At 51.1% G+C, this 24,396-nt stretch carries 24 protein-coding genes; 13 read left to right on the top strand and 11 right to left on the bottom strand.

Annotated elements, in window-relative coordinates:
* Nucleotides 1–13 precede the first annotated feature (13 nt).
* From HVZ39_RS19040 to panE, 3 genes are read right to left on the bottom strand one after another with little or no spacing between them, the layout of a single operon-like run.
* Entirely contained in the window at nucleotides 14–1,093 is a 1,080-nt protein-coding gene (locus HVZ39_RS19040; protein WP_181633710.1) for a hypothetical protein, read from the bottom strand.
* A gap of 31 nt (nucleotides 1,094–1,124) precedes the next feature.
* The gene (yajL, locus tag HVZ39_RS19035; protein WP_016152043.1) at nucleotides 1,125–1,715 is read right to left on the bottom strand and encodes a protein deglycase YajL; all 591 of its coding nucleotides are present in this window, start codon (nucleotides 1,713–1,715) and stop codon (nucleotides 1,125–1,127) included.
* A complete protein-coding gene (panE, locus tag HVZ39_RS19030; protein WP_016155860.1) occupies nucleotides 1,678–2,589 on the bottom strand; it encodes a 2-dehydropantoate 2-reductase in 912 nt (303 codons plus the stop codon). The genes yajL and panE overlap by 38 nt, the downstream gene beginning before the upstream one ends.
* Nucleotides 2,590–2,763: 174 nt before the next feature.
* Between panE and HVZ39_RS19025 the strand changes: the two genes are divergently transcribed.
* Complete coding sequence (locus tag HVZ39_RS19025; protein WP_003831002.1) at nucleotides 2,764–3,255, top strand: YajQ family cyclic di-GMP-binding protein; 492 nt, start codon at nucleotides 2,764–2,766, stop codon at nucleotides 3,253–3,255.
* A 94-nt stretch (nucleotides 3,256–3,349) separates the two neighbouring features.
* Here the strand turns inward: HVZ39_RS19025 and HVZ39_RS19020 are convergent, their stop codons facing one another.
* Nucleotides 3,350–4,714, bottom strand: a complete 1,365-nt coding sequence (locus tag HVZ39_RS19020; protein ID WP_016152045.1) for an MFS transporter — start codon at nucleotides 4,712–4,714, stop codon at nucleotides 3,350–3,352.
* Nucleotides 4,715–4,896: 182 nt separating this feature from the next.
* Here HVZ39_RS19020 and tssD point away from each other — a divergent pair, with 182 nt between their 5' ends.
* The 3 genes from tssD to HVZ39_RS19005 are packed head-to-tail and all read left to right on the top strand — an operon-like array spanning nucleotide 4,897 to nucleotide 6,169.
* Nucleotides 4,897–5,379, top strand: coding sequence for a type VI secretion system tube protein TssD (gene tssD, locus HVZ39_RS19015; RefSeq protein WP_046276105.1), 483 nt, complete (start codon nucleotides 4,897–4,899; stop codon nucleotides 5,377–5,379).
* Between the two features lie 11 nt (nucleotides 5,380–5,390).
* Nucleotides 5,391–5,840, top strand: a complete 450-nt coding sequence (locus HVZ39_RS19010) for an STM2901 family protein (protein ID WP_047357696.1) — start codon at nucleotides 5,391–5,393, stop codon at nucleotides 5,838–5,840.
* The gene (locus HVZ39_RS19005; protein WP_047357697.1) at nucleotides 5,840–6,169 is read left to right on the top strand and encodes a DUF1493 family protein; all 330 of its coding nucleotides are present in this window, start codon (nucleotides 5,840–5,842) and stop codon (nucleotides 6,167–6,169) included. Before HVZ39_RS19010 ends, HVZ39_RS19005 begins: the two co-directional genes overlap by 1 nt.
* A gap of 59 nt (nucleotides 6,170–6,228) precedes the next feature.
* Here HVZ39_RS19005 and cyoE read toward each other — a convergent pair whose 3' ends face one another.
* The 7 genes from cyoE to HVZ39_RS18970 all read right to left on the bottom strand — a co-directional run bounded on the left by cyoE (nucleotide 6,229) and on the right by HVZ39_RS18970 (nucleotide 13,580).
* Nucleotides 6,229–7,119, bottom strand: a complete 891-nt coding sequence (gene cyoE, locus HVZ39_RS19000) for a heme o synthase (RefSeq protein ID WP_003831005.1) — start codon at nucleotides 7,117–7,119, stop codon at nucleotides 6,229–6,231.
* Between the two features lie 11 nt (nucleotides 7,120–7,130).
* The gene (locus HVZ39_RS18995) at nucleotides 7,131–7,460 is read right to left on the bottom strand and encodes a cytochrome o ubiquinol oxidase subunit IV (protein ID WP_003831006.1); all 330 of its coding nucleotides are present in this window, start codon (nucleotides 7,458–7,460) and stop codon (nucleotides 7,131–7,133) included.
* Complete coding sequence (locus HVZ39_RS18990; RefSeq protein ID WP_003831007.1) at nucleotides 7,460–8,074, bottom strand: cytochrome o ubiquinol oxidase subunit III; 615 nt, start codon at nucleotides 8,072–8,074, stop codon at nucleotides 7,460–7,462. Before HVZ39_RS18990 ends, HVZ39_RS18995 begins: the two co-directional genes overlap by 1 nt.
* The gene (gene cyoB / locus HVZ39_RS18985) at nucleotides 8,064–10,055 is read right to left on the bottom strand and encodes a cytochrome o ubiquinol oxidase subunit I (protein WP_003831008.1); all 1,992 of its coding nucleotides are present in this window, start codon (nucleotides 10,053–10,055) and stop codon (nucleotides 8,064–8,066) included. The genes HVZ39_RS18990 and cyoB overlap by 11 nt, the downstream gene beginning before the upstream one ends.
* A 19-nt stretch (nucleotides 10,056–10,074) precedes the next feature.
* Complete coding sequence (cyoA, locus tag HVZ39_RS18980; protein WP_003847580.1) at nucleotides 10,075–11,022, bottom strand: cytochrome o ubiquinol oxidase subunit II; 948 nt, start codon at nucleotides 11,020–11,022, stop codon at nucleotides 10,075–10,077.
* A gap of 459 nt (nucleotides 11,023–11,481) precedes the next feature.
* The gene (gene ampG / locus HVZ39_RS18975) at nucleotides 11,482–12,957 is read right to left on the bottom strand and encodes a muropeptide MFS transporter AmpG (protein WP_047357698.1); all 1,476 of its coding nucleotides are present in this window, start codon (nucleotides 12,955–12,957) and stop codon (nucleotides 11,482–11,484) included.
* 44 nt (nucleotides 12,958–13,001) lie between these two features.
* Nucleotides 13,002–13,580: a lipoprotein gene (locus HVZ39_RS18970; RefSeq protein WP_016152050.1), complete on the bottom strand. Its 579-nt coding sequence runs from the start codon at nucleotides 13,578–13,580 to the stop codon at nucleotides 13,002–13,004.
* A 306-nt stretch (nucleotides 13,581–13,886) separates the two neighbouring features.
* Between HVZ39_RS18970 and bolA the strand changes: the two genes are divergently transcribed.
* The 9 genes from bolA to fadM all read left to right on the top strand — a co-directional run bounded on the left by bolA (nucleotide 13,887) and on the right by fadM (nucleotide 24,306).
* Nucleotides 13,887–14,204, top strand: coding sequence for a transcriptional regulator BolA (bolA, locus tag HVZ39_RS18965; RefSeq protein WP_016152051.1), 318 nt, complete (start codon nucleotides 13,887–13,889; stop codon nucleotides 14,202–14,204).
* 344 nt (nucleotides 14,205–14,548) lie between these two features.
* On the top strand, nucleotides 14,549–15,847 hold the full coding sequence (gene tig / locus HVZ39_RS18960; protein ID WP_003021622.1) for a trigger factor: 1,299 nt from the start codon (nucleotides 14,549–14,551) through the stop codon (nucleotides 15,845–15,847).
* A gap of 247 nt (nucleotides 15,848–16,094) precedes the next feature.
* On the top strand, nucleotides 16,095–16,718 hold the full coding sequence (clpP, locus tag HVZ39_RS18955; protein ID WP_003021624.1) for an ATP-dependent Clp endopeptidase proteolytic subunit ClpP: 624 nt from the start codon (nucleotides 16,095–16,097) through the stop codon (nucleotides 16,716–16,718).
* 126 nt (nucleotides 16,719–16,844) lie between these two features.
* Nucleotides 16,845–18,119, top strand: a complete 1,275-nt coding sequence (gene clpX, locus HVZ39_RS18950; RefSeq protein WP_003831013.1) for an ATP-dependent protease ATP-binding subunit ClpX — start codon at nucleotides 16,845–16,847, stop codon at nucleotides 18,117–18,119.
* 184 nt (nucleotides 18,120–18,303) lie between these two features.
* A complete protein-coding gene (lon, locus tag HVZ39_RS18945) occupies nucleotides 18,304–20,658 on the top strand; it encodes an endopeptidase La (protein WP_016152052.1) in 2,355 nt (784 codons plus the stop codon).
* A 208-nt stretch (nucleotides 20,659–20,866) separates the two neighbouring features.
* Nucleotides 20,867–21,139 (top strand): nucleoid-associated protein HU-beta, encoded by a 273-nt coding sequence (gene hupB, locus HVZ39_RS18940; protein WP_003021629.1) that lies wholly within the window; start codon nucleotides 20,867–20,869, stop codon nucleotides 21,137–21,139.
* A 267-nt stretch (nucleotides 21,140–21,406) separates the two neighbouring features.
* Entirely contained in the window at nucleotides 21,407–23,281 is a 1,875-nt protein-coding gene (gene ppiD / locus HVZ39_RS18935) for a peptidylprolyl isomerase (protein ID WP_016152053.1), read from the top strand.
* A 146-nt stretch (nucleotides 23,282–23,427) separates the two neighbouring features.
* Complete coding sequence (locus HVZ39_RS18930; RefSeq protein WP_181632836.1) at nucleotides 23,428–23,802, top strand: helix-hairpin-helix domain-containing protein; 375 nt, start codon at nucleotides 23,428–23,430, stop codon at nucleotides 23,800–23,802.
* A 105-nt stretch (nucleotides 23,803–23,907) separates the two neighbouring features.
* Entirely contained in the window at nucleotides 23,908–24,306 is a 399-nt protein-coding gene (fadM, locus tag HVZ39_RS18925) for a long-chain acyl-CoA thioesterase FadM (protein ID WP_016152055.1), read from the top strand.
* Nucleotides 24,307–24,396: the final 90 nt, after the last annotated feature.

Below are 24,396 nucleotides of genomic sequence, written 5' to 3'. Positions count from 1 at the left end.
CAATATAACAATATTATTCAAAACGGATGGGGAGCTTTTTCCCGTTCGACTCCCAGACACCCTGATAGACGCCGTCTTTTAACTCCAGCGTTATCTTCTCTTCCGATTGTTCAGCGGCAGAGGTCTTCAGTACATAATGTTGATTGTCGGCTGTGTCGCATTTACCGTTTAATTCAATCGGTGCGCCAAATTTCTGGTAAAAGTAAGCCCCTTCAAAAAAATCACTGTATTTGCAGTCGACCTTCAACACAATACGCATGCTTTTTCCCAACGTGCCGTACATGACCTTGCCGTCAATGCCGGGCGCTGGCGAAACCGGTGTAGATCTCTTTGCGGCAGTCAGATACTGGCCGTAAGGCGTGAGCTGATTATGCAGTTCAACGGTCGGGATTTTCGTGGTGAAATCGCCCAGTTCGTCACCCGCGCGATTGGCGTGGTTGCTACAACGTCCGTTCAGGAAAGCCAGATGGTCTTTTTGCAGGGAGAATTTGTCGATGTAGTACAGACCGTCGGTGTAGGTTGCACACGATGCGTAGAATTCGGCAAAGCCAGAATCTCCACCGTCTTCTTTTATTTGCTCCGGCTTTTGTGATTTCTGTGCGGCAACAAAGGTATCAATTTGGCTGCGGATATCTTTTCTGATACGGGTGTTTAATTCGGTCATCGTGGAGCGGGAAAAGAGGTCGTTAAGGGTAATTGTCGCGCCGTTGGCTAAATCGAAGCTGATCGGTACATTGTACGACTCGCAATACGCCCCGCAGCCTTCGACAAACATGTTGAGGGTCAACACTTTGGCGTCGCGATACTCAACCGTGTAGTCAAGGTTTGCGGTGGGATTCATCTCTGATTTCGCAAACTGATTCACGGTCGCTCGTGGATTATTTCCCGGTAGCTGATTGATAAAGCTTGTGAAAATATAATCGTTAATGCGTTTTGCAACCTGTGGGTTATCCGTTGAGGTAAACCACGGCACGCGATATTGCATCTCAGTGCTTGCGGGATAGCGATACTCAAGGCTCTCAATTTCAAGTTGAGTCGCACTGGCGTAGCCGGAAAGGAGCAGTAAAGCCACTCCGCTCAGATATCCTTTCATCATAATTCCTTGAATGCGAGTGGCCTGAAGATTACTCGTAGTAGTTATAAATTCCCGCTGCCATCACCAGTTGTGATGCCACTTCGTAAGCTTTTTCGCGACTCACCAGGAGATCAATGATTTTTAAACCGAAATCGATTGAGGTTCCCGGTCCCTGGCTGGTTAACAGATTGACGCGCGGATCCCATACGACGCGCTTATCCTGCCACTGGTCAGTGGGAATATTGTCTTTCAGCGCCGGAAAACCGGTCATGTTACCGATGGGAAAAATATCGTGTGGGACGAGGACTGTGGCGGCAGCGGCGCAAATTGCCGCGACAATGCGCCCGGAGCGATGAAACTGTTTCACGGTTTCGACAAGCAGAGGGCTGTCGCGAAAACACTCGGCGCCTTTAATACCGCCGGGCAGCACGATAATGTCGAAATCCCCGTCAGCAACTTCCACTAATGGTGCATCCGCCAGTAGTTTTACGCCGCGTGAGCACACGATCGTCAGGCCGCCATCGCTGGCGACGCTGGCGGTCGTGACCTTAATTCCGCCGCGAACCAGCAGATCGATAGTGGTGACCGCTTCGGTCTCTTCACTACCAGGGGCGAGACATACCAGTGCTTGAGCGCTCATACTCACTTTCCTTTCTCTTAACCATTTCAAACAGGCGGGCATTTTCCGGGACGGCGATGCCGTGCGCGCGGGCGCGTTTTAGCAAATAACCGGTAATGTAGTCGATCTCAGTATGGCGCAGGGCATGTATGTCTTGCAGCATTGATGAGATATTTTCCGCCGTACTGTCAATCACTTGCTCAACATAATAGCGTAAATCATCTGCTGATGTGTGGTGGCCTTCGCGTTCAATGACCGCCGCCACCTCCTCGCAGATGAGTGCTATTTTTTCAGGATGATGGCGTAACTCTCCATTCGAGCAATCCCATAATGCGGTCAGCGGGTTAATGACGCAGTTGACGGCCAGCTTGCGCCACAACTCAGCGCGAATATTGTTGTGCCAGGCGACGTCCGGCAGCACCTCTTGCAGGACTTCAGCCAGATAACTGAAATCACCGTCTTGTTCACGCGCCGGACCAATCCTTGTTGTTCCCTGAGCGACATGAATGATGACGTTGCCGTCACGGCGTGCCGCGTGGGTTGTGGTGCCCATCAATAGAGGTTGCTTAATGTTATGCAACTCTTCAATCGTCCCCATACCGTTGTGAATCAGCAGAATGGGAGTGGTGTCAGGCAGAATGGCGGCCAGGCCTTTGACCGCATCAGAAACCTGCCAGGCTTTCAGAGTGACAAGCAACAGGTCGCTTTTCGCCAAAAAATCGGGGTCGTTTGCCGTCAGGGATTCATTGAATACTGACCCATCCGTGTCGATCAGGTTAACGCTGCAATAGGGTTGCGGTACGCGTAGCCACCCCTGAACCTCATGTCCATGTTTGCACAGCGTGGTTAGCCAAAGCTGTCCTAACGCTCCACATCCCAGTACGGTAATTTTCATTCTTCCTCCTCACCTGCAACATCACCAGGTGTTAATCCATATCGGCCGTACCCCATTATTGTTCGCCGGTATCAGTACCACGTACAATTAAAGGATACAGCCTAGTATAGCGCTGTCTGTTGTGTAACTTTGCAGGTATTATGCTTCGCATCAAAAATGAAGGGAGAGGAAAAGATGCCATCTTTCGATATTGTTTCTGAAGTTGATCTTCAGGAAGCCCGTAACGCGGTAGATAACGCCAGCCGCGAAGTGGAGTCACGCTTTGATTTTCGTGGCGTTGAAGCGACTTTTGAGCTGAACGAGTCGAATAAGACGATTAAGGTGCTAAGCGAGTCTGATTTCCAGGTCAATCAGTTGCTGGATATTTTACGTGCCAAGCTGCTGAAACGTGGTATTGAAGGCACTTCGTTGGACGTACCAGAAACCTTCGTGCATAGCGGTAAAACCTGGTTTGTTGAAGCTAAGCTGAAACAGGGCATTGAAAGCGCGGTGCAAAAGAAAATCGTTAAGCTGATCAAAGACAGCAAACTGAAGGTGCAGGCGCAGATTCAGGGCGAAGAAATCCGCGTGACCGGCAAGGCGCGTGACGATCTGCAATCCGTTATGGCGCTGGTTCGCGGCGGCGATCTCGGCCAGCCGTTCCAGTTTAAGAACTTCCGCGATTAAGTCGTAATGCCTGATGGCGCTACGCTTATCCGGCCTACAGGTTGCACACGCTATTTGTAGGCTGGATCAAACGATAGTCGCCATCTGGCACTCTTCACGCCTGGCTGATGGCCTGTTCAACCTCAAATCGATTCGTCACTTTGCTGTCGATTTTCACGTAAGCCGAATGCTCTTTCGCAACAATTAACACTTCGCTTATCCCTTCTTTAGCCAGTAGACGCTGCTTAAGGGTGTCATCTGCGGCAATCTCAGGTGGGATTTCCACTCGCAGGCTACTGACATACGGCGGCTCTTTCATTGTGCTTGCCACCAACAACCAAACTGCCGCCAGAAGCGCGCCGGCCAGGAATACCGCCTGACCATCAAACATTTCGACCACCCAACCGCCGAGCGAACCGCCAATCGCCACGCCAAGAAACTGGCTGGTGGAGTAAACGCCCATCGCCGTGCCTTTATAGCCAGCCGGAGACTCTTTGCTGATAAGCGAGGGGAGGAGGGCCTCCATCAGGTTGAAGGCGAGGAAGAATATCTGAACGCCCGCAATCAGCCCCCAAAAACGCACGTTAGCGCTCCACAATACAATCTCTGCGATAAGGATCAGTAACACGCAGGCGAGGAATACGCGCTTCATCCGCCGCTTCACTTCTGCGTAAATGATGAACGGCACCACGGAAACAAAGGACAGCAGCATCGTCACCAGATAAATTTTCCAGTGCTCTGCGGCGGGGAAACCGGCTTTCGCCAGTTGGCCCGGTAAGGCGACGAAAGTGGACATCAACAAAATGTGCAGACACATGATGCCAAAGTTGAGCTTGAGCAGTTTGGGCTCCGCCAGCACTTTGCTGAAGCTGCCTTTTACCATGCCAGATTCGCGGTTCAGCACGTGGCTGGTGCTATTGGGAACGACCCAAATGGTTAGCACGATGCCGGTGGTTGCAAGAGCTGCAATCATCCAGAACAGCGCGTGTAGTCCCAGCGCATGGGTAACGATCGGTCCTAGCACCATCGCAATGGCGAAGGTGATACCAAAGCTGACGCCGATAAACGCCATCGCTTTGGTACGGTTTTGCTCACGGGTTAAGTCGGAAAGCAGCGCCATCACGGCGGCGGCAATCGCGCCAGAGCCTTGCAAAGCGCGACCGAGAATAATGCCCCAGATTGAATCGGAGAGGGCGGCAATCACGCTGCCGAGAACGAATACCGCCAGCCCGCCGACGATAAGCGGCTTACGACCGATGCGGTCTGAAAGCAGACCAAAGGGGATCTGGAAAACGGCTTGCGCCAGACCATAAATGCCAATAGCAAGGCCAATCAGCGCTTCACTGGCCCCCTGTAGCGCCATACCGTACGTGGTCAGAACCGGCAGAACCATAAACATGCCAAGCATGCGCAACGAGAATACGGTCCCTAAACCCCAGGTGGCGCGCAACTCACCGGGCGTCATTTTGTAATCGTTCATTCCCACCTCTGTATTAATTTCGCGCCTAGTGTAAAGCGGGGAAGGAGTGCGGTAAACCTCTACGATATGTGGAATTGTGTAGTGGGAAAATTGAAATAATTACAATTGCGACTAATTTACTTGCGATAATTACAGGTGTAGTCTTTTTGTGGTTATTTCTAATGGAAAGAGGGAAAAGGAAAATGGCGATTCCGGGCAATATGTGGATTTATGACGATGGTGGTGCGCTGATTAAGGGCGGGTGTGATGTAGAGGGAAGAGAATACAGTATTGAATTTAAAGGCTTTCATCACAATTTGTCTATTCCCACTGATAACGGTACAGGCAAGCCAACAGGCACACGCCAACATTCACCGATGATGATCATCAAAGAGTTTGACTACTCTAGCCCGTATTTATACAAAGCTGTCGCTTCTGGTCAGAATCTTAAGTCTGCAGAGATTCGTTGGTACAAAATCAATGATGCCGGTCAGGAAGTTGAATACTTCAATATGTTTCTGGAAGGGGTGCGGATTGTCTCCGTTTCTCCCTCGATGGCTGGTCCAGAGGACATGAATAATAACCATCTTGAAACCATAGAATTACGCTACGAAAAAATCACCTGGAAGCATTGCGACGGGAACATTATCTATACCGACGCATGGAATGACCGGCAGACGGCATAATGGGGGATTGAATGGACACAACTGAAGAGGCGAATGGAACCTATTGGTATCATGGTCACAGCAATCTGTCCGCTGGCGAATTGTTCGATCTCATCTTTCTGGAACAGTTTTGTGATGAGTTAGGTATTGGTATTGAATCGGGAGCCGCTATTCTGGCTGGTCAACCCTGGTTGAAGACGAGACAAAAACCTTCCGGGGCTATTGAAGGAACAAGTGTTGTTTCCAAATACGGGAGAATGCTTCTGAAAGATGCGCGGGTACCATTTGGTATTAAAGTCCCCACTCCGGTGGGGTTAAGGATACAAAGCACTAACAAACTCGCTGCTGTGATTGCTCGTTATGTACCCTGGCTTGGGTGGATTGGTCTTGTAAATGCACTTGTGCAAGTATCCAGAAAGACTCAGATAAAATACAACTTAATTGCTCGCTCTAAAGATCGCATTCAGTGGACATCATTCTAATGAGTATTCAAGACGATGTGTTAAAGCTTTTCAGGGAAGAAATACCTGGGTATTTGGATGAAAACTGGAAAGAGGTTCCTTTAGAACTCGACTCAGATTTGTTTGATGCCCCCGGTGATGATCTTCACAGTGCTCTGGATCGATATGAGAAAGAGTTCAAAGTCGATTTATCATGTGTGAACTGGAAACCTTATTATCCATGGCACAATCTGCCACTATTCACTAGATGGTTCAAAGCTAACCGGGAAGAAGTGGAAGCAACACGCATACCGCTAACCGTAAGGATGTTTGCTGAGTCGGCTGAAGCGGGGAAATGGCTTTATGACTGAATAACATCCCTGCCAATAAAAAAGGGTGCCGGAGGCACCCTTTTCGTATCAGCAGATCGTTACCAGACGTAAGTCAGCAGGTTCTGCGAGTTTGGCACCATAAAGTCAACGGACATCATCACGGAAAGCGCGGTAATGGCGATGATGGAGAAACCGAACAGCTTGCGTGCCCAGACCCTGTCATCTTCCACTTTATAACCGCGCAGCGCCATGCCCAACCACCAGACACTCACCGCCGCAGCAACAATCAGGTATTTATAACCAGCATAGCCGCCCAGGGTTAGCATCAGCGTGGCGATAGCAAACGCCACGATGTACAGCGTGATATGGTTCTTCGCGACCGAAATACCTTTCACCACCGGCAGTACCGGGATGTTGGCTGCCTGATAATCCTTAAAGCGGAAAATCGCAATCGCGTAAGAGTGCGGCATCTGCCACAGACTGAAAATAGCCAGCAGAATCAGCGCACCGCTATCGAACTCACCGGTTACGGCGCAGTAGCCAATCACCGGCGGCGCAGCACCGGAGAGTGAGCCAATCAGCGTGCCATAAACGGAATGGCGCTTCATGTACAGGCTATAGACGCCCACATAGACCACGAAGCCCATTACCCCCAGCCAGCAGGCCAGAGGGTTCGCGCCAAACCACAGCAGCATAAAGCCAGCAATACCCAGCAGGGTGGCGTATACCAGCGAGACCGCAGGGGAAATCAGACCTTTAACCAGCACGCGGTTTTTGGTCCTCTCCATCTTCCTGTCGATATCCCTGTCGATGTAGTTGTTAAATACACAACCCGACGCCACAACCAGTGACACCCCAACCAACGTGTAGATAAACAGGGGATAATCAATGCTGCCTTTCGAGGCCAGCAGGAATCCCCCAATCACCGAGATCAGGTTGCCAAAGATGATGCCTGGTTTTGTTACTTGCAGGTATTGCTTAAACATCATAATCGCCGCTCTTAGTGCATCATCATGTTGTAGTTAAGGTTCCACATAATCCAGATGGAGCCCACAACCAGGATGGCGATGATTAGCACAGTAAAGACAAAGGCTGTCATGTTCCAACCTTCATCAGATTTGCTATTCATGTGCAGGAAGCACACCAGGTGCACCAGAATCTGTACCACTGCCATTGCCAGAATAGTTCCCAGAATGACGGCAGGAGAGGCAGAACCTGTCATGACCATCCAGAACGGAATAACCGTCAGGATTATCGACAGGATAAAACCTGTCATGTAGGTTTTTACGCTGCCATGGGATGCGCCGCCGCTCTCGTTAGAATGACTCATTACATCGCCCCCATCAGATAAACAACAGTGAACACACAGATCCACACCACATCCAGGAAGTGCCAGAACAGGCTCAGGCACATGATGCGGGTACGGTTAGTACTGGTCAGGCCGCGACGAGCAACTTGCACCATCAGCACTGCCATCCAGATAAGACCGGAGGTGACGTGCAGACCGTGCGTGCCGACCAGCGCGAAGAACGCAGACAGGAAGCCGCTGCGATCCGGGCCCATACCGTTAACAATCAGGTGATGGAATTCATAGAGTTCCATCCCGATGAATCCGGCACCGAACAAGAAGGTCAACGCCAGCCAGGAGATAACCTGGCTCTTGTTGTTCTTGTACATGGCGATCGCCGCCATGCCGTAAGTAATAGAGCTGAATAACAGCAGGAATGTTTCAACCAGAACGAACGGCAGTTCAAAAATGTCCTTACCTGTTGGACCACCAGCGGTGCCGTTCACCAGAACGGCATAGGTTGCAAACAGAATAGAGAACAGAATGCAGTCGCTCATCAGGTAGACCCAGAATCCGAAGATCTTGGTCTGGCCTGCATCGTGGTGCCCGTGTTCGTGCGCGTGGGCAGTCGCGTGCGTTAAAGTATCAGTTGCCATTTTTCAGCCCTGCCTTAGTAATCTCATCGAAATGCTGGTTTTCCAGTTTTTCGACTTCCGGGACCGGCACGTAGTAATCCACGTCTTCATCAAAGCTTTTCACAATCCAGCTGATGATCATGCCTGCGAAGCTTGCAATCGCCAGCCACCAGATATGCCAGATCATGGCGAAACCAAACAGTGTTGCGAAGGCGGTAATGACGATACCGGCACCGCTGTTTTTCGGCATATGAATTTCTTCATAGTGCGCAGGCTGCTTGTACGCTTCACCTTTTTCTTTCATTTCCCAGAAGGCATCACGCTCATGAACGTGCGGCACAACGGCAAAGTTGTAGAACGGAGGCGGGGAAGAGGTTGCCCACTCCAGCGTACGACCACCCCATGGGTCACCGGTCAGGTCGCGGTTCTGCTCGCGGTCGCGAATAGAAACGAAGATCTGAATCAGCTGGCACAGGATACCCAATGCAATCAGCGCGGCACCGCAGGCGGCAACGACCAGCATCGGATGGAACTGCGGGTCAATCTGCTGGCTGAGGCGACGGGTCATCCCCATAAAGCCCAGCACATACAGCGGCATAAACGCCACGAAGAAGCCGATGATCCAGAACCAGAATGCGCGTTTACCCCAGGTTTCGTTCAGCGTGAAGCCAAACGCTTTTGGCCACCAGTAGGTCATACCTGCGAAGCATCCAAATACGACGCCGCCGATGATAACGTTATGGAAGTGCGCAATCAGGAACAGACTGTTGTGCAGCACGAAGTCCGCACCCGGAACCGCCAGCAGTACGCCGGTCATGCCGCCGACTGAGAAGGTAACGATAAAGCCAATCGTCCACAGCATCGCTGAGTGGAATACGATACGACCCTGGTACATGGTGAACAGCCAGTTGAAGATCTTCACCCCGGTCGGGATGGCGATAATCATGGTGGTAATACCGAAGAAGGCGTTTACGTTAGCGCCTGCACCCATGGTGAAGAAGTGGTGCAGCCAAACAACGAACGACAGAACGGTGATACAGACGGTTGCCCACACCAGTGAGGTGTAACCAAACAGACGTTTACGTGAGAAGGTTGCAGCGATTTCGGAGAACACACCGAAGACCGGCAGAACCAGAATGTACACTTCCGGATGGCCCCAGGCCCAAATCAGGTTGATGTACATCATCATGTTGCCGCCCATATCGTTGGTAAAGAAATGGGTGCCCAGATAGCGATCCAGGGTCAGCAACGCGACGGTAACCGTCAGGATTGGGAAAGACGCGATAATCAGGATGTTCGCACACAGCGATGCCCAGCTAAATACCGGCATCTTGAACATGGTCATTCCTGGCGCACGCATCTTAATGATGGTCACAAAGAAGTTGATCCCGGTTAGGGTTGTACCAATACCGGACAACTGGACTGCCCATATCCAATAATCGACCCCGACGCTTGGACTGTACTCTATTCCCGAGAGTGGCGGGTACGCCAGCCAACCGGTCTGTGCGAATTCACCCACGCCCAGAGACAGGTTAACCAGGATTACGCCGACAACGGTGAACCAGAAGCTCAGGTTGTTCAGGAACGGGAATGCAACGTCACGTGCGCCGATCTGCAGCGGAACCACCAGGTTCATCAGACCGATAACAAATGGCATTGCCACGAAGAAGATCATAATCACGCCGTGAGCCGTGAAGATCTGGTCGTAGTGGTGAGGTGGCAGGAAGCCCGCTTCACCTGCAGAAGCCAGCGCTTGCTGACTACGCATCATGATGGCGTCGGCAAAGCCACGAATCAACATGACGATTGCGACAATGACATACATGATGCCAAGACGTTTGTGGTCAACCGAAGTTAGCCACTCTTTCCACAGGTAGGTCCACTTACCGAAGTAAGTGATTAGGCCCAGTAAGGCCGCACCACCGATGATAATGGCAGCGATCGTAACCATGACAATTGGTTCATGGAACGGCACTGCATCCAGCGTCAATTTTCCGAACATCGTATTCTTCCTCGGCCCCTTAGTGAGCGGATTCCGCGTGGCTCATGTCCATGCCTTCCATTCCTTCGTGTGCGCTGTGCTCACCTTCGGGTTGGGTCATGTCCATGCTCTTACCGTGAGCCATAAATTTGTTAATAACGTCTTTAAACAAATCTGGTTTCACGTTGGAGAAGTATTCCACCTGGTTGTATTCGCTTGGCACAGCCACTTTTTCGAACGCAGCCATGTCGCTCATGGTGTTCGTGGACTGTTTAGCTTTAGCAACCCATTGGTCGAATTCGGCGCGGTCCTTTGTTGCGATAGCCTTGAACTTCATACCGGAGAAGCCTGGTCCGCTATAGCTTGCGGAGATACCATCATAAGTACCGACTTCGTTGGCGATCAGATGCAGTCGAGTCTGCATACCGGCCATGGCATAAATCTGGCTACCCAGACGCGGGATAAAGAAGGAGTTCATCACGGAGTTGGACGTCACTTTGAACTCAACCGGAGTATTCGCCGGGAAGGCGATTTCATTCACGGTAGCGATACCTTGTTCCGGATAGATGAAGAACCATTTCCAGTCCATGGAAACCACTTCAATGGTAATGGGCTTCTCGTCATGCGCCAGCGGTTTGCTTGGCTCAAGAGCGTGAGTAGTTTTCCAGGTCAGTACTGCAAGGAAAATGATGATTAAGATCGGCACCGTCCAGACCACAGCTTCCACTTTATTGGAGTGTGACCAGTTCGGGCTGTACTTCGCATCTTTATTGCTTGCACGATACTTCCAGGCGAAACCAACAGCCATCAAGATGGCAGGAATAACGACAATCAACATCAGGCCAAATGCCGTCAGTATCAGTGAACGTTGTTCCAGTCCAATCTGTCCTTTAGGGTCAAGCAGCGCAGAATTACAGCCACTGAGTAATGCAGTGCCTGCAATTAATGACAACCATCCCAAACTTTTATTGTATTTCCTGAGTCTCATTTAACGACCTCAATTCCACGGGACCGGGTGGCGTTTAAAGTGTGAGGGCATTTTACGGGAAGGTTACATTACTGTAAACATCCTTGGATCTGTGTTACTGGGTTCTGCCGGGCATGTCACATATGTTGCAATATATGTCGTTTTGACTTTAAGAACCTGTTGCAACATCACGTTATAACGAAAGCGGGCAAGCGGGAGACGTGCTGAGGGCAATTGGTATAACCAATACGAAAATAAAACAATTGTTTAACAATTGATTATCAATAAAAAGACAATTGAAGAACAAAAAATAAATCTGTAGTGGCTGAATCGAGTAAGGGAAATAGTATATATAAAAGGCGTCAATAATTTCCAAATTCTTTGGCGCACAAAATAACAAATAATATTTTTAATAATTGTTGTTTATTTAGCCGTTATAATTACGCAGGGTGATTACAACGGCGATATTAATGTGGGTTTTTACGCCAGGCGGGTTTTGCGCAGTGCCAGGTAATCCAGCAATCCACCAAAAACGACCCCGCAGACCGCGACCACCACCGAGATTTCCAGCAGTTCCGGCAGGAAGGAGAAGTGGGTGTAATCCAGCGCGTTCATGGTTAACAGCAGCAGCCAAACTACCAGCAGACAGCAGCCCGCAACCAACGTCATTAATGCCAGGCTGTACGCGCCACGAAATTCCGTGCGCGGAATAAAGCTCTCATTTTGCCAGCTATGTTCCAGAGTCTGACGACAAACCAGCAGCAGTATGAGGCCGGGGATAGCGGCAAACACAGAGAACAAATAAAACGTTGGCCACCCGTGCGCTTCAACAAACCAACCTGCTACCGGGCCAACGTAAACGCGACCAACGGCGGAAAGCGCGGAGAGCAGAGCGAACTGGGTCGCTGAGAAGGACTTATTGCACAGCGTCATTAATAAGGCGACAAACGCTGCCGTACCCATGCCACCACACAGGTTTTCAAAGAAGACGGCGGCGGCCATACTGAACATGTGTTTGTCAGTGATGGACAATAACCAGTAGCCCGCATTCGACGCCCCCTGCAGGATGCCGAAAATCAGCAATGCGCGAAACAGCGAAAGGCGTTGCATCAGGATCCCGCCGTACAGCGCGCCAACGATGGTTGCCAGCAGTCCGAGCGTTTTATTCACCACGCCTACTTCACCCGCATCAAATCCGACGCCGCGGATTAAAAAGGTTGTAGTCAGGCTCATGGCAAAGGCATCCCCGAGCTTATATAGAACGATAAGCAGCAGAATTAGCCAGGCGTTGTTACGACCAAAGAAGTCGCGCAGCGGGGCCACAACCGCTTGCTCCAGCGTTTTGGGCACCGGAATGGCATCAGTCGGTTCGGGCGCTAGCAGGGTAGCGATGATGCAAGGTATCAGCAGCGCCGCCATCAGCCAGTACATTCCTTGCCAGCCCAGCCAGCGGTCGGCCATCCACAGAGCCAGCCCACCGGAAACCAGCATCCCTAAACGATAGCCCAGCACGCTGATAGCCGCGCCGGTGCCGCGTTCTTCGGCGGGTAGCACGTCGGTTTTCCATGCGTCAAAGACGATATCCTGCGATGCCGAGCAAAACGCGATCACCACCGCAAGCGCGGCCATCCAGCGTAGCTGCGTGCCAGGCTCCAGAAAGCCCATCGCGGCGATAGAAATCAGTAACAGCACCTGAGTTGCCAACAGCCAGCCACGGCGTCGACCTAAAAACGGCGGCGTGTAGCGGTCCATTAGCGGAGACCAGAGGAACTTAAACACGTAGGCCTGGCCGACCAGAGAAAAGAAACCGATAGTTTTAAGATCGATATTCTCGACTGTCATCCATGCCTGAAGCGTACCCGAGGTCAGTGCGAGTGGTAAACCGGAGGCGAATCCCAGTATGAGCAGGATAGCTGAACGTGGTTGCTGAAAAATACGTAAGTAATGACTGGACATGGGCTTCTATAGGCCCGACGAACGCCGGGCCATATGGGCAGAAATTAACGAGCGTTCTGCTTGATGAAATCGTGAACGCTGGTGTCCTGAGACATATCAGCGATGGTATCGGTCAGCACGCTGTTAACGGCGTCAGCGATATTTTTGTTAGAGGCCTGCAGTGCGCCTTCAACAGAATAGCTTGCGCGGTAGTTTTTGGTCATCTTGTTGCCGTTAGCAGCGGTCGCAATGATGGCGATGTCTGCCTTGGTGGCGATGTTATAGCGCACGCTACCCTGGGACACGTCTGCATACAGCTGGCTAACAATGATTTGCAGGTTAACAGCACCGTTTGGCCCAATCATATAACCGCGTGCGGTCATCTGTTTTTCCAGTACTTCTTGCAGCAGGAAGCGCAGATCGCGGGACGCGGTCAGGGTAACAAGCTGGTTGTCACGGGTAACTTTTGCCAGCGCCTGATCCTGACGCTGGTCGGCACCGTTGATGCTAACGGTCACACCCATCAGGCTCGGGTCCTGCTGTGGCAGGGTAATTTTCGGGGAAACTTCAATAGTGGTCGGCGGCGTTGCGCATCCAGCTAACATAAACAGCGCGACAAACGGGACGAGGATTTTTTTAAACATGCCAGGGCTCTCAGCGAATCTAAATTGTATGGTTGGAGAAAATTCCCGCCATCATAACATCGCCAACGATGAGGGGAAGTGGGTAACGCATGTAAATTCATTGTGTTGTCAGTTTTATGTCTTTGTGGAGACCATAAACGGACTTTTTGCAATAAATCCAAGTGAGGATTTAGTGAACTTCATCCATTTGGCTGAGAAAATCAGACAAACGCTAATTTTTTGTTGCTAAGGTGTAATGAAAGCGGTAAAAGCGGCTAGTATTTAAAGGGATGGGTGACATCTCAGCGTTGTCGGAGGAAAAACTTCATGATGATTCGTGAGCAAATAGAAGAAAAATTAAGGGCAGCGTTCCAACCCGTGTTCCTCGAAGTTGTGGATGAAAGCTATCGTCACAATGTCCCGGCAGGTTCTGAAAGCCACTTTAAGGTTGTGCTGGTTAGCGATCGCTTTACAGGTGAGCGTTTTCTGAATCGTCATCGGATGATTTACAGCACCTTAACGGTGGAGCTTTCCACAACCGTTCATGCACTTGCCCTGCATACCTACACCATTAAGGAGTGGGAAGCGTTGCAGGATACGATTTTTGCATCGCCTCCGTGTCGTGGGGCGGGAAGCATCGCGTAAAAACGGATTTGCAACAACCGACGCTTTTCCAGTATGTTGCTACAGATTATGTGAAAACGGCCTGCGGGCCGTTTTGTTTTGTCTGAATTCTGGGGCAGTCGTACAGTATTCAGACAAAAATTAGCCGGGAATTGTGAAAAAAGCCGCAGCAACGCGCGATAACCGTTCTCGACTCATAAAAGTGATGCCGCTATAATGCGCGTCTTATTTTTCGGAATGTCTTCGGGATGATTCTGACGACAGGGAATGTGATTGCTTATGAGAACATCCCAGTTCCGCGAAGCCAACAACCTGTGCTTGCGGAGAAGAGTTGACCGAGCACTGTGATTTTTTGAGGTAACAAGATGCAAGTTTCAGTTGAAACCACTCAAGGCCTTGGCCGCCGTGTAACGATTACTATCGCTGCTGACAGCATCGAGACCGCTGTGAAAAGCGAGCTGGTCAACGTAGCGAAGAAAGTGCGTATTGACGGTTTCCGCAAAGGAAAAGTACCGATGAATGTTGTTGCTCAGCGTTATGGCGCGTCTGTTCGCCAGGACGTTCTGGGCGACCTGATGAGCCGCAACTTCGTTGACGCGATCATCAAAGAAAAAATCAATCCGGCTGGCGCACCGAACTACGTTCCGGGCGAATACAAACTGGGTGAAGATTTTACTTACGCGGTAGAGTTCGAAGTTTACCCGGAAGTTGAGCTGACTGGCCTGGAAGCAATCGAAGTTGAAAAACCGGTTGTTGAAGTCACCGACGCTGACGTTGACGTGATGCTGGACACCCTGCGTAAGCAGCAGGCTACCTGGAAAGACAAAGACGGCGCTGCTGATGCAGAAGACCGTGTAACCATCGACTTCACCGGCTCTGTAGACGGCGAAGAGTTCGAAGGCGGCAAAGCGTCTGACTTCGTACTGGCGATGGGCCAGGGTCGTATGATCCCAGGCTTTGAAGAAGGCGTTAAAGGCCACAAAGCTGGCGAAGAGTTCACTATCGATGTGACCTTCCCGGAAGAGTACCACGCTGAAAACCTGAAAGGTAAAGCCGCTAAGTTCGTTATCAACCTGAAGAAAGTTGAAGAGCGCGAACTGCCGGAACTGACTGAAGAATTCATCAAACGTTTCGGCGTTGAAGATGGTTCCGTAGCGGGTCTGCGCGCTGAAGTACGTAAAAACATGGAACGCGAGCTGAAAGGCGCTGTGCGTAACCGCGTTAAATCTCAGGCGATCGAAGGTCTGGTAAAAGCTAACGACATCGACGTTCCGGCTGCTCTGATCGACAGCGAAATCGACGTTCTGCGTCGTCAGGCTGCACAGCGTTTTGGCGGCAACGAAAAACAAGCTCTGGAACTGCCGCGTGAACTGTTCGAAGAACAGGCTAAGCGTCGCGTAGTTGTAGGTCTGCTGCTGGGCGAAGTGATTCGTACCAACGAGCTGAAAGCTGACGAAGATCGCGTTAAAGGCCTGATCGAAGAGATGGCTTCTGCTTACGAAGATCCGAAAGAAGTTGTTGAGTTCTACAGCAAAAATAAAGAGCTGATGGACAACATGCGTAACGTCGCTCTGGAAGAGCAGGCTGTTGAAGCCGTTCTGGCGAAAGCGAAAGTGACTGAAAAAGCCACTTCCTTCAACGAGCTGATGAACCAGCAGGCGTAATTCGTCGCTTATTTAGCACGAATTTCGTACGCAAGCCCGTCACCTTTTGGTGGCGGGTTTTTTTTTGTCACGGATTTTGCATGGGAAGAGTGCGAAAACAGCGTTTCAGTGTTAGCGTTACAACAAAAGATTGTTATGCTTGAATTATGGCGATGTCGTACCCATTACAGAGGGACTAGCTGATAATCCGTCCATAAGGTTACAATCAGCACAGCAGGTTTTTTCAAATTTTATCCAGGAGACGGAAATGTCATACAGCGGCGAACGAGATAACTTTGCACCCCATATGGCGCTGGTGCCGATGGTCATTGAACAGACCTCACGTGGTGAGCGCTCTTTTGATATCTATTCTCGTCTACTTAAGGAACGCGTCATTTTTCTGACCGGCCAGGTCGAAGACCATATGGCTAACCTGATCGTGGCGCAGATGCTGTTCCTGGAAGCAGAAAACCCAGAAAAAGATATCTACCTGTACATCAACTCCCCTGGTGGAGTGATCACTGCCGGGATGTCTATCTATGACACCATGCAGTTTATTAAGCCGGACGTCAGCACCATTTGTATGGGCCAGGCGGCCTCAATGGGCGCGTTCCTGCTGACTGCCGGGGCGAAAGGTAAACGTTTTTGCCTGCCTAACTCTCGCGTCATGATCCACCAGCCTCTGGGCGGTTACCAGGGCCAGGCAACGGATATTGAAATTCATGCCCGTGAAATCCTGAAGGTAAAAGGGCGCATGAACGAACTTATGGCGCATCATACGGGTCAATCTCTTGAGCAGATTGAACGTGATACCGAGCGCGATCGCTTCCTCTCCGCTTCTGAAGCGGTAGAGTACGGTCTGGTCGACTCGATTTTGACCCATCGTAATTAATGCCCAGCGCGCAGGTGTACCGCTATAATTACCTGGAGCGGCACAACGCTGACTAGCGTCTTGCGCCTGAGAATGGCATTTGCGTCGTCGTGTGCGGCACAAAGAACAAAGAAGAGGTTTTGACCCATGACAGATAAACGCAAAGATGGCTCGGGCAAATTGTTGTACTGCTCTTTTTGCGGCAAAAGCCAGCATGAAGTGCGTAAGCTGATTGCCGGACCATCCGTGTATATCTGCGACGAATGTGTTGATTTATGTAACGACATCATTCGCGAAGAGATTAAGGAAGTAGCACCGCACCGTGAACGCAGTGCGCTGCCGACGCCACATGAAATTCGCAACCACCTGGACGATTACGTTATCGGTCAGGAGCAGGCGAAGAAAGTGCTGGCGGTCGCGGTATACAACCATTACAAACGTCTGCGCAACGGCGACACCAGCAATGGCGTCGAGTTGGGCAAAAGTAACATCCTGCTGATTGGCCCGACGGGTTCCGGTAAAACGCTGCTGGCTGAAACGCTGGCACGCCTGCTGGACGTTCCGTTCACTATGGCCGATGCCACCACGCTGACCGAAGCTGGTTATGTGGGTGAAGATGTTGAAAATATTATTCAGAAACTGCTGCAGAAGTGCGATTACGACGTGCAGAAAGCACAGCGCGGGATCGTCTATATCGATGAAATCGACAAGATTTCTCGTAAGTCTGACAACCCGTCCATTACCCGTGACGTTTCCGGCGAAGGCGTACAGCAGGCGCTGTTGAAACTGATCGAAGGTACGGTTGCTGCCGTTCCACCGCAGGGGGGGCGTAAACATCCTCAGCAGGAATTCCTGCAGGTTGATACCTCCAAGATCCTGTTTATCTGCGGCGGTGCCTTTGCCGGTCTGGATAAAGTCATTGCTAACCGTGTTGAAACGGGCTCCGGCATTGGTTTTGGCGCAACGGTAAAAGCGCAGTCTGATAAAGCCAGTGAAGGTGAACTGCTGTCGCAGGTGGAGCCGGAAGATCTGATCAAATTTGGTCTGATCCCTGAGTTCATCGGGCGTCTGCCGGTTGTAGCGACGCTGAGCGAACTGAGTGAAGAAGCGCTGATCCAGATCCTGAAAGAGCCGAAAAATGCCCTGACCAAGCAGTACCAGGCGCTGTTCAATCTTGAAGGTGTTGATCTGGAATTCCGCGAGGAAGCGCTGGATGCGATCGCCAAGAAAGCGATGGCACGTAAAACCGGTGCTCGTGGTCTGCGTTCTATCGTCGAAGCCGCGCTGCTTGACACCATGTACGATCTGCCTTCTATGGAAGACGTCGAAAAAGTGGTGATCGATGAGTCGGTGATTGGCGGCCAGAGCAAGCCATTGCTGATTTACGGTAAGCCGGAAGCGCAGCAGGCATCTGGCGAATAATTCATCAATTCATACAGACATTTAATTAATAAGGGGGGATTTTATCTCCCCTTTTATTTTTCCGTAAACATGGCGTTGAATGTGTGGGAAACATCCCCATATACTGACATACATGTTAAAGGTGGTGTGGAGCACAGTCGTACCACCTGATTACCTGGCGGAAACTAAACTAAGAGAGAGCTCTATGAATCCTGAGCGTTCTGAACGCATTGAAATCCCCGTATTGCCGTTGCGCGATGTGGTGGTTTATCCGCACATGGTCATACCCTTATTTGTAGGGCGGGAAAAATCTATCCGTTGTCTGGAAGCGGCTATGGACCATGATAAAAAAATCATGCTGGTTGCCCAGAAAGAAGCGTCAACGGATGAGCCGGGTGTAAACGATCTTTTCACCGTCGGGACCGTGGCCTCTATTTTGCAGATGCTGAAACTGCCTGACGGCACCGTAAAAGTGCTGGTCGAGGGGTTACAGCGCGCGCGTATTTCAGCGCTGTCTGACAACGGCGAGCACTTCTCTGCGAAAGCGGAGTACCTCGACTCGCCTGCTATTGATGAGCGCGAACAGGAAGTGCTGGTGCGTACCGCTATCAGCCAGTTCGAAGGCTATATCAAGCTGAACAAGAAAATCCCGCCCGAAGTGCTGACGTCGCTGAACAGCATTGACGATCCTGCACGTCTGGCGGACACCATCGCTGCGCACATGCCGCTGAAGCTTGCTGACAAGCAGTCCGTACTGGAGATGTCCGACGTTAACGAACGTCTGGAATATCTGATGGCGATGATGGAATCTGAAATCGATCTGCTGCAGGTTGAGAAACGCATTCGCAACCGCGTGAAAAAGCAGATGGAAAAATCCCAGCGTGAGTACTATCTGAACGAGCAGATGAAAGCCATTCAGAAAGAGCTCGGCGAGATGGACGATGCGCCGGACGAAAACGAAGCGTTGAAGCGTAAAATCGACGCGGCGAAAATGCCGAAAGAGGCAAAAGAGAAAGCGGAAGCAGAACTGCAGAAGCTGAAAATGATGTCTCCGATGTCAGCGGAAGCGACCGTAGTCCGTGGCTACATCGACTGGATGGTTCAGGTGCCGTGGAATGCGCGTAGCAAGGTCAAAAAAGATCTGCGTCAGGCTCAGGAAATCCTCGATACTGACCATTACGGTCTGGAACGTGTCAAAGACCGTATTCTTGAGTATCTCGCGGTTCAAAGCCGTGTGAATAAAATCAAGGGGCCGATCCTGTGCCTGGTTGGGCCGCCGGGGGTAGGTAAAACTTCTCTGGGACAGTCCATCGCTAAAGCAACCGGACGTAAATACATCCGTATGGCGCTGGGTGGCGTGCGTGATGAAGCTGAAATTCGCGGTCACCGCCGGACCTATATTGGTTCGATGCCGGGTAAACTGATCCAGAAAATGGCTAAAGTGGGCGTTAAAAACCCGCTGTTCCTGCTTGATGAGATCGACAAAATGTCTTCCGACATGCGTGGCGATCCGGCTTCCGCACTGCTTGAGGTGCTGGATCCAGAGCAGAACGTGGCGTTCAGCGATCATTACCTGGAAGTGGACTACGATCTCAGCGACGTGATGTTCGTTGCGACCTCTAACTCCATGAATATTCCCGCACCGTTGCTGGATCGTATGGAAGTGATCCGTCTGTCCGGGTATACCGAAGACGAGAAGCTGAACATTGCTAAACGTCACCTGTTGCCGAAACAGATTGAGCGTAACGCGCTGAAAAAAGGCGAGCTGACGGTCGACGATAGCGCCATTGTGGGCATTATTCGTTATTACACCCGTGAAGCTGGCGTGCGTAGTCTGGAGCGCGAAATTTCCAAACTGTGCCGTAAAGCGGTGAAACAGCTGCTGCTCGACAAGTCGCTGAAACATATTGAGATCAATGGCGACAACCTGCACGACTACCTGGGCGTACAGCGCTTTGACTATGGCCGCGCGGACAACGAAAACCGCGTAGGTCAGGTAACCGGTCTGGCATGGACGGAAGTGGGCGGCGATCTGCTGACCATCGAAACCGCTTGCGTACCGGGTAAAGGTAAGCTGACCTACACCGGTTCTCTGGGTGAAGTCATGCAGGAATCCATTCAGGCTGCGCTGACCGTGGTGCGCGCGCGTGCGGAAAAACTGGGTATTAATCCGGACTTTTACGAAAAACGCGACATCCACGTTCACGTACCTGAAGGGGCGACGCCGAAAGACGGTCCAAGTGCAGGTATTGCCATGTGTACCGCGCTGGTTTCTTGTCTGACCGGTAACCCGGTTCGCGCCGACGTGGCGATGACCGGCGAGATCACCCTGCGTGGCCAGGTTCTGCCTATTGGTGGTTTGAAAGAAAAACTGCTGGCAGCACACCGTGGTGGTATTAAAACGGTCTTAATTCCAGACGAAAACAAACGCGACCTGGAAGAGATTCCGGACAACGTAATTGCCGATCTGGACATCCATCCGGTGAAACGCATTGAGGAGGTTCTGACGCTCGCGTTGCAAAATGAGCCCTCCGGAATGCAGGTTGTGACCGCAAAATAGTGACCTCGCGCAAAGAGCACTAATAAAAACAGGGCTGGCAGGCCATTTCGGACTTGCCAGCCTTTTTTTGTATAGCTAATTTAGATGACGGATTGGGCTTGCCATCATTAACGGGTGTTGTAAGGGCATGGCAGGCCTGATATAACTGCTGCGCGTTCGCACTTTGAAGGATTCAGGTGCGATATAAATTATAAAGAGGAAGAGAAGAGTGAATAAATCTCAACTGATCGACAAAATTGCTGCAGGGGCTGATATCTCTAAAGCTGCGGCTGGACGTGCGTTAGATGCAATTATTGCTTCTGTTACCGAATCTCTGAAAGAAGGTGATGACGTAGCGCTGGTAGGTTTTGGTACTTTTGCCGTTAAAGAGCGTGCTGCCCGTACTGGTCGCAACCCGCAAACAGGTAAAGAGATCACCATCGCCGCGGCTAAAGTACCGGGCTTCCGTGCAGGTAAAGCACTGAAAGACGCGGTAAACTAAGTGATTTCCCCTTTGGGGATGTGACGAAGTACAAGGGCGCATCGACTGATGTGCCTTTTTTATTTGTAATTCCGGTACTTTCTACGCGTTGTGGGCTGACAATTGCCCCTGTTTCTTGTCACAATAGGCCTTTGTACGCAGCATTCAGGAAACGCTATGCTGCGTGAAGCATATATACTCAAAATCCTTGCCGCCGCTGTGGTGACAACGCGCAGGCGGCTTGAGAGATAACGCGTATAGTCATCTACAGCGGAGTGTGGTTACACCATGATGGACAGCTTACGCACGGCTGCTAACAGTCTCGTGCTCAAGATTATTTTCGGTATCATTATCGTGTCGTTCATTTTGACCGGCGTGAGTGGTTACCTGATTGGCGGGGGCAATAACTTCGCCGCCAAAGTGAATGGCCAGGAGATTAGCCGCGGGCAGTTCGAGAATGCGTTCAACAGCGAACGTAACCGCATGCAGCAACAGCTGGGCGATCAATACTCCGAGCTGGCTGCGAACGAAGGCTACATGAAAACGCTGCGTCAGCAGGTGCTGAATCGTCTTATTGACGAAGCGCTGCTGGATCAGTACTCCCGCGAGCTTAATCTCAACATCAGCGACGATCAGGTTAAACAGGCTATTTTCGCCACGCCTGCGTTCCAGGTGGACGGTAAATTTGATAACAATCGCTACAACGCGATTGTTAATCAGATGGGAATGACCGCAGACCAGTACGCTCAGGCATTACGTAATCAGCTTACTACCCAGCAACTGATTAACGGCGTTGCCGGTACGGACTTCATGCTGAAAGGCGAAACGGACGAGCTGGCGGCGCTGGTCGCACAGCAGCGTATCGTTCGCGAGGCGACAATTGACGTTAACGCACTGGCCGCGAAGCAGTCTGTTACCGAGCAGGAAGTTGCCAGCTACTACGAGCAGAATAAAAACAACTTTATGACGCCGGAACAGTTCCGCGTGAGCTACATCAAGCTGGATGCTGCTGCTATGCAGGAGACGGCCAGCGATGCTGATATTCAGGCTTATTATGACCAGCATCAGGATCAGTTCACTCAGCCGCAGCGTAACCGCTACAGCATCATTCAGACCAAAACGGAAGATGAAGCCAAAGCGGTACTGGACGAGCTGAACAAAGGCGGTGATTTCGCTGCGCTGGCAAAAGAAAAATCTGCTGACATCATCTCTGCCCGTAAAGGCGGTGATATGGGATGGCTGGAAGATTCCACCACCCCGGATGAGCTGAAGAATGCCGGTCTGAAAGAGAAAGGCCAGCTGTCAGGTGTGATTAAGTCTTCCGTTGGTTTCCTCGTTGCGCGTCTTGACGACGTGCAGCCTGCGCAGGTTAAACCGCTGAGCGAAGCCCGCGACGACATTGCGGCGAAAGTGAAGCAGGAAAAAGCGCTGGATGCCTACTATGCGCTGCAGCAGAAAGTGAGCGATGCCGCCAGCAACGATAACGAATCCCTGGCGGGTGCGGAGCAGGCGGCGGGTATGAAAGCGGTTGAAACGGGCTGGTTTAGCCGTGACAGCCTGCCGGAAGAGCTGAACTTCAAACCGGTCGCTGACATCATTTTCAATGGTGGTTTGGTTGGTGAGAACGGTACGCCAGGCAGTAACTCTGACATCATCACCGTGGATGGCGATCGCGCGTTTGTACTGCGTATTGCAGAGCACAAAGCTGAAGCCGTTAAACCACTGGCTGAAGTGAAAGATCAGGTAACTGCGCTTGTTAAGCACAATAAAGCAGAGCAGCAGGCGAAGCTTGATGCCGATAAACTGCTGGCGGATCTGAAAGCTGGTAAAGGCGATGAAGCCATGAAAGCGGCGGGTCTGAGCTTTGGCGAGGCGAAAACGCTGAGCCGTACGGGTCAGGATCCGCTGAGTCAGGCGGCCTTTGGCCTGAGCCTGCCGGCGAAAGACAAACCGAGCTACGGCGTGGCGAACGACATGCAGGGTAACGTTGTACTGCTGGCGCTGGACGAGGTGAAAGCCGGTTCTATGCCTGAAGAGCAGAAGAAAGCGATGGTTCAGGGGATTACCCAGAACAATGCGCAGATTGTCTTTGAAGCGCTGATGAGCAACCTGCGTAAAGCCGCAAAAATTAAAGTCGGTGACGCACTGGAACAGCAGCAATAACCGAGGCTACTCGCAAAAAATTGCAAAAAGTTGTATCAACCAAAGGCCGCTTTCGCGGCCTTTTCCATTTCTGATATTTGCCGTTTGTCTGCCGTTCTGCACCTCGCTATCGTGATTCCACTGTTAACAAACAAGGAGAAAACAGTATGAAACATGGAATCAAAGCCCTGCTTATTACCCTTTCATTGACCTGTGCCGGTATGGCTCAAAGCGCACTGGCTGCAGAGCCAGTAGCCAAAAGCCCGGCGACTCAAGCCAAAGCGGATGCTACGGGAGTAGCACAAAGCAAAGCCACGCAACCGGCTAAAGCGAGCGATGATGAAGGCACCAGGGTAAGCATCAACAGCGCTTCTGCGGAGGATTTAGCGCGAGTCATGAATGGCGTAGGTCTGAAGAAAGCGCAGGCGATTGTCAGCTATCGTGAGGAGTACGGGCCGTTTAAAACGGTGGAGGACTTAAAGCAGGTGCCGGGCATGGGGAGTTCGCTGGTAGAGCGCAATCTGGCAGTTTTAACACTTTAATAACTTGCAGAGTGCTGAAAGTTTGCCAGACTGTAGAGGTCATACCAGTTATGACCTCTTACCCTGAAGTGTGTTCCTATAAAAACAACGTAAGGCTCCTGCGCTATGCAAACACAAATCAAAGTTCGTGGTTTTCATCTTGATGTCTATCAGCACGTTAACAATGCTCGCTATCTTGAGTTTCTGGAAGAAGCCCGCTGGGATGGCCTGGAAAACAGCGACAGCTTTCAGTGGATGACCGCACACAACATCGCTTTTGTGGTCGTGAATATTAACATTAACTACCGCCGCCCTGCGGTGCTGAGCGACCTGCTGACCATTACCAGTCAGGTGCAACAGTTAAATGGCAAAAGCGGTGTGTTGAACCAGACTATCACCCTGGAGCCGGAAGGACAGGTGGTGGCAGACGCGTTGATTACCTTCGTCTGTATTGATTTGAAAACGCAAAAGGCGCTACCGCTGGAAGGGGAGTTGCGCGAAAAACTGGAGCAGATGGTGAAGTGATGGAAGGAAGCCTGACGGCGCTTCGCTTATCAGGCTTATGGGCGATATTGACCACGGTGAATGTCGAAAGCCGGATAAGGTGCGTGCACC

The organism is Citrobacter sp. RHB35-C21, from assembly GCF_013816515.1.
GTDB lineage: Bacteria > Pseudomonadota > Gammaproteobacteria > Enterobacterales > Enterobacteriaceae > Citrobacter > Citrobacter braakii.
This window is presented reverse-complemented; position numbering and strand designations above follow the sequence as displayed.

Bases quoted from the DNA above. Each gene is read 5' to 3' on its own strand.
- clpX (WP_003831013.1), top strand. From the start codon at position 16,845: ATGACAGATAAACGCAAAGATGGCTCGGGCAAATTGTTGTACTGCTCT.
- HVZ39_RS19020 (WP_016152045.1), bottom strand. From the start codon at position 4,714: ATGAACGATTACAAAATGACGCCCGGTGAGTTGCGCGCCACCTGGGGT.
- HVZ39_RS19005 (WP_047357697.1), top strand. From the start codon at position 5,840: ATGAGTATTCAAGACGATGTGTTAAAGCTTTTCAGGGAAGAAATACCT.
- bolA (WP_016152051.1), top strand. From the start codon at position 13,887: ATGATGATTCGTGAGCAAATAGAAGAAAAATTAAGGGCAGCGTTCCAA.
- tssD (WP_046276105.1), top strand. From the start codon at position 4,897: ATGGCGATTCCGGGCAATATGTGGATTTATGACGATGGTGGTGCGCTG.
- yajL (WP_016152043.1), bottom strand. From the start codon at position 1,715: ATGAGCGCTCAAGCACTGGTATGTCTCGCCCCTGGTAGTGAAGAGACC.
- cyoA (WP_003847580.1), bottom strand. From the start codon at position 11,022: ATGAGACTCAGGAAATACAATAAAAGTTTGGGATGGTTGTCATTAATT.
- HVZ39_RS19025 (WP_003831002.1), top strand. From the start codon at position 2,764: ATGCCATCTTTCGATATTGTTTCTGAAGTTGATCTTCAGGAAGCCCGT.
- fadM (WP_016152055.1), top strand. From the start codon at position 23,908: ATGCAAACACAAATCAAAGTTCGTGGTTTTCATCTTGATGTCTATCAG.
- ampG (WP_047357698.1), bottom strand. From the start codon at position 12,957: ATGTCCAGTCATTACTTACGTATTTTTCAGCAACCACGTTCAGCTATC.
- HVZ39_RS18995 (WP_003831006.1), bottom strand. From the start codon at position 7,460: ATGAGTCATTCTAACGAGAGCGGCGGCGCATCCCATGGCAGCGTAAAA.
- panE (WP_016155860.1), bottom strand. From the start codon at position 2,589: ATGAAAATTACCGTACTGGGATGTGGAGCGTTAGGACAGCTTTGGCTA.
- HVZ39_RS18930 (WP_181632836.1), top strand. From the start codon at position 23,428: ATGAAACATGGAATCAAAGCCCTGCTTATTACCCTTTCATTGACCTGT.
- cyoB (WP_003831008.1), bottom strand. From the start codon at position 10,055: ATGTTCGGAAAATTGACGCTGGATGCAGTGCCGTTCCATGAACCAATT.
- tig (WP_003021622.1), top strand. From the start codon at position 14,549: ATGCAAGTTTCAGTTGAAACCACTCAAGGCCTTGGCCGCCGTGTAACG.
- HVZ39_RS18970 (WP_016152050.1), bottom strand. From the start codon at position 13,580: ATGTTTAAAAAAATCCTCGTCCCGTTTGTCGCGCTGTTTATGTTAGCT.
- clpP (WP_003021624.1), top strand. From the start codon at position 16,095: ATGTCATACAGCGGCGAACGAGATAACTTTGCACCCCATATGGCGCTG.
- ppiD (WP_016152053.1), top strand. From the start codon at position 21,407: ATGATGGACAGCTTACGCACGGCTGCTAACAGTCTCGTGCTCAAGATT.
- lon (WP_016152052.1), top strand. From the start codon at position 18,304: ATGAATCCTGAGCGTTCTGAACGCATTGAAATCCCCGTATTGCCGTTG.
- HVZ39_RS19040 (WP_181633710.1), bottom strand. From the start codon at position 1,093: ATGAAAGGATATCTGAGCGGAGTGGCTTTACTGCTCCTTTCCGGCTAC.
- cyoE (WP_003831005.1), bottom strand. From the start codon at position 7,119: ATGATGTTTAAGCAATACCTGCAAGTAACAAAACCAGGCATCATCTTT.
- HVZ39_RS18990 (WP_003831007.1), bottom strand. From the start codon at position 8,074: ATGGCAACTGATACTTTAACGCACGCGACTGCCCACGCGCACGAACAC.
- HVZ39_RS19010 (WP_047357696.1), top strand. From the start codon at position 5,391: ATGGACACAACTGAAGAGGCGAATGGAACCTATTGGTATCATGGTCAC.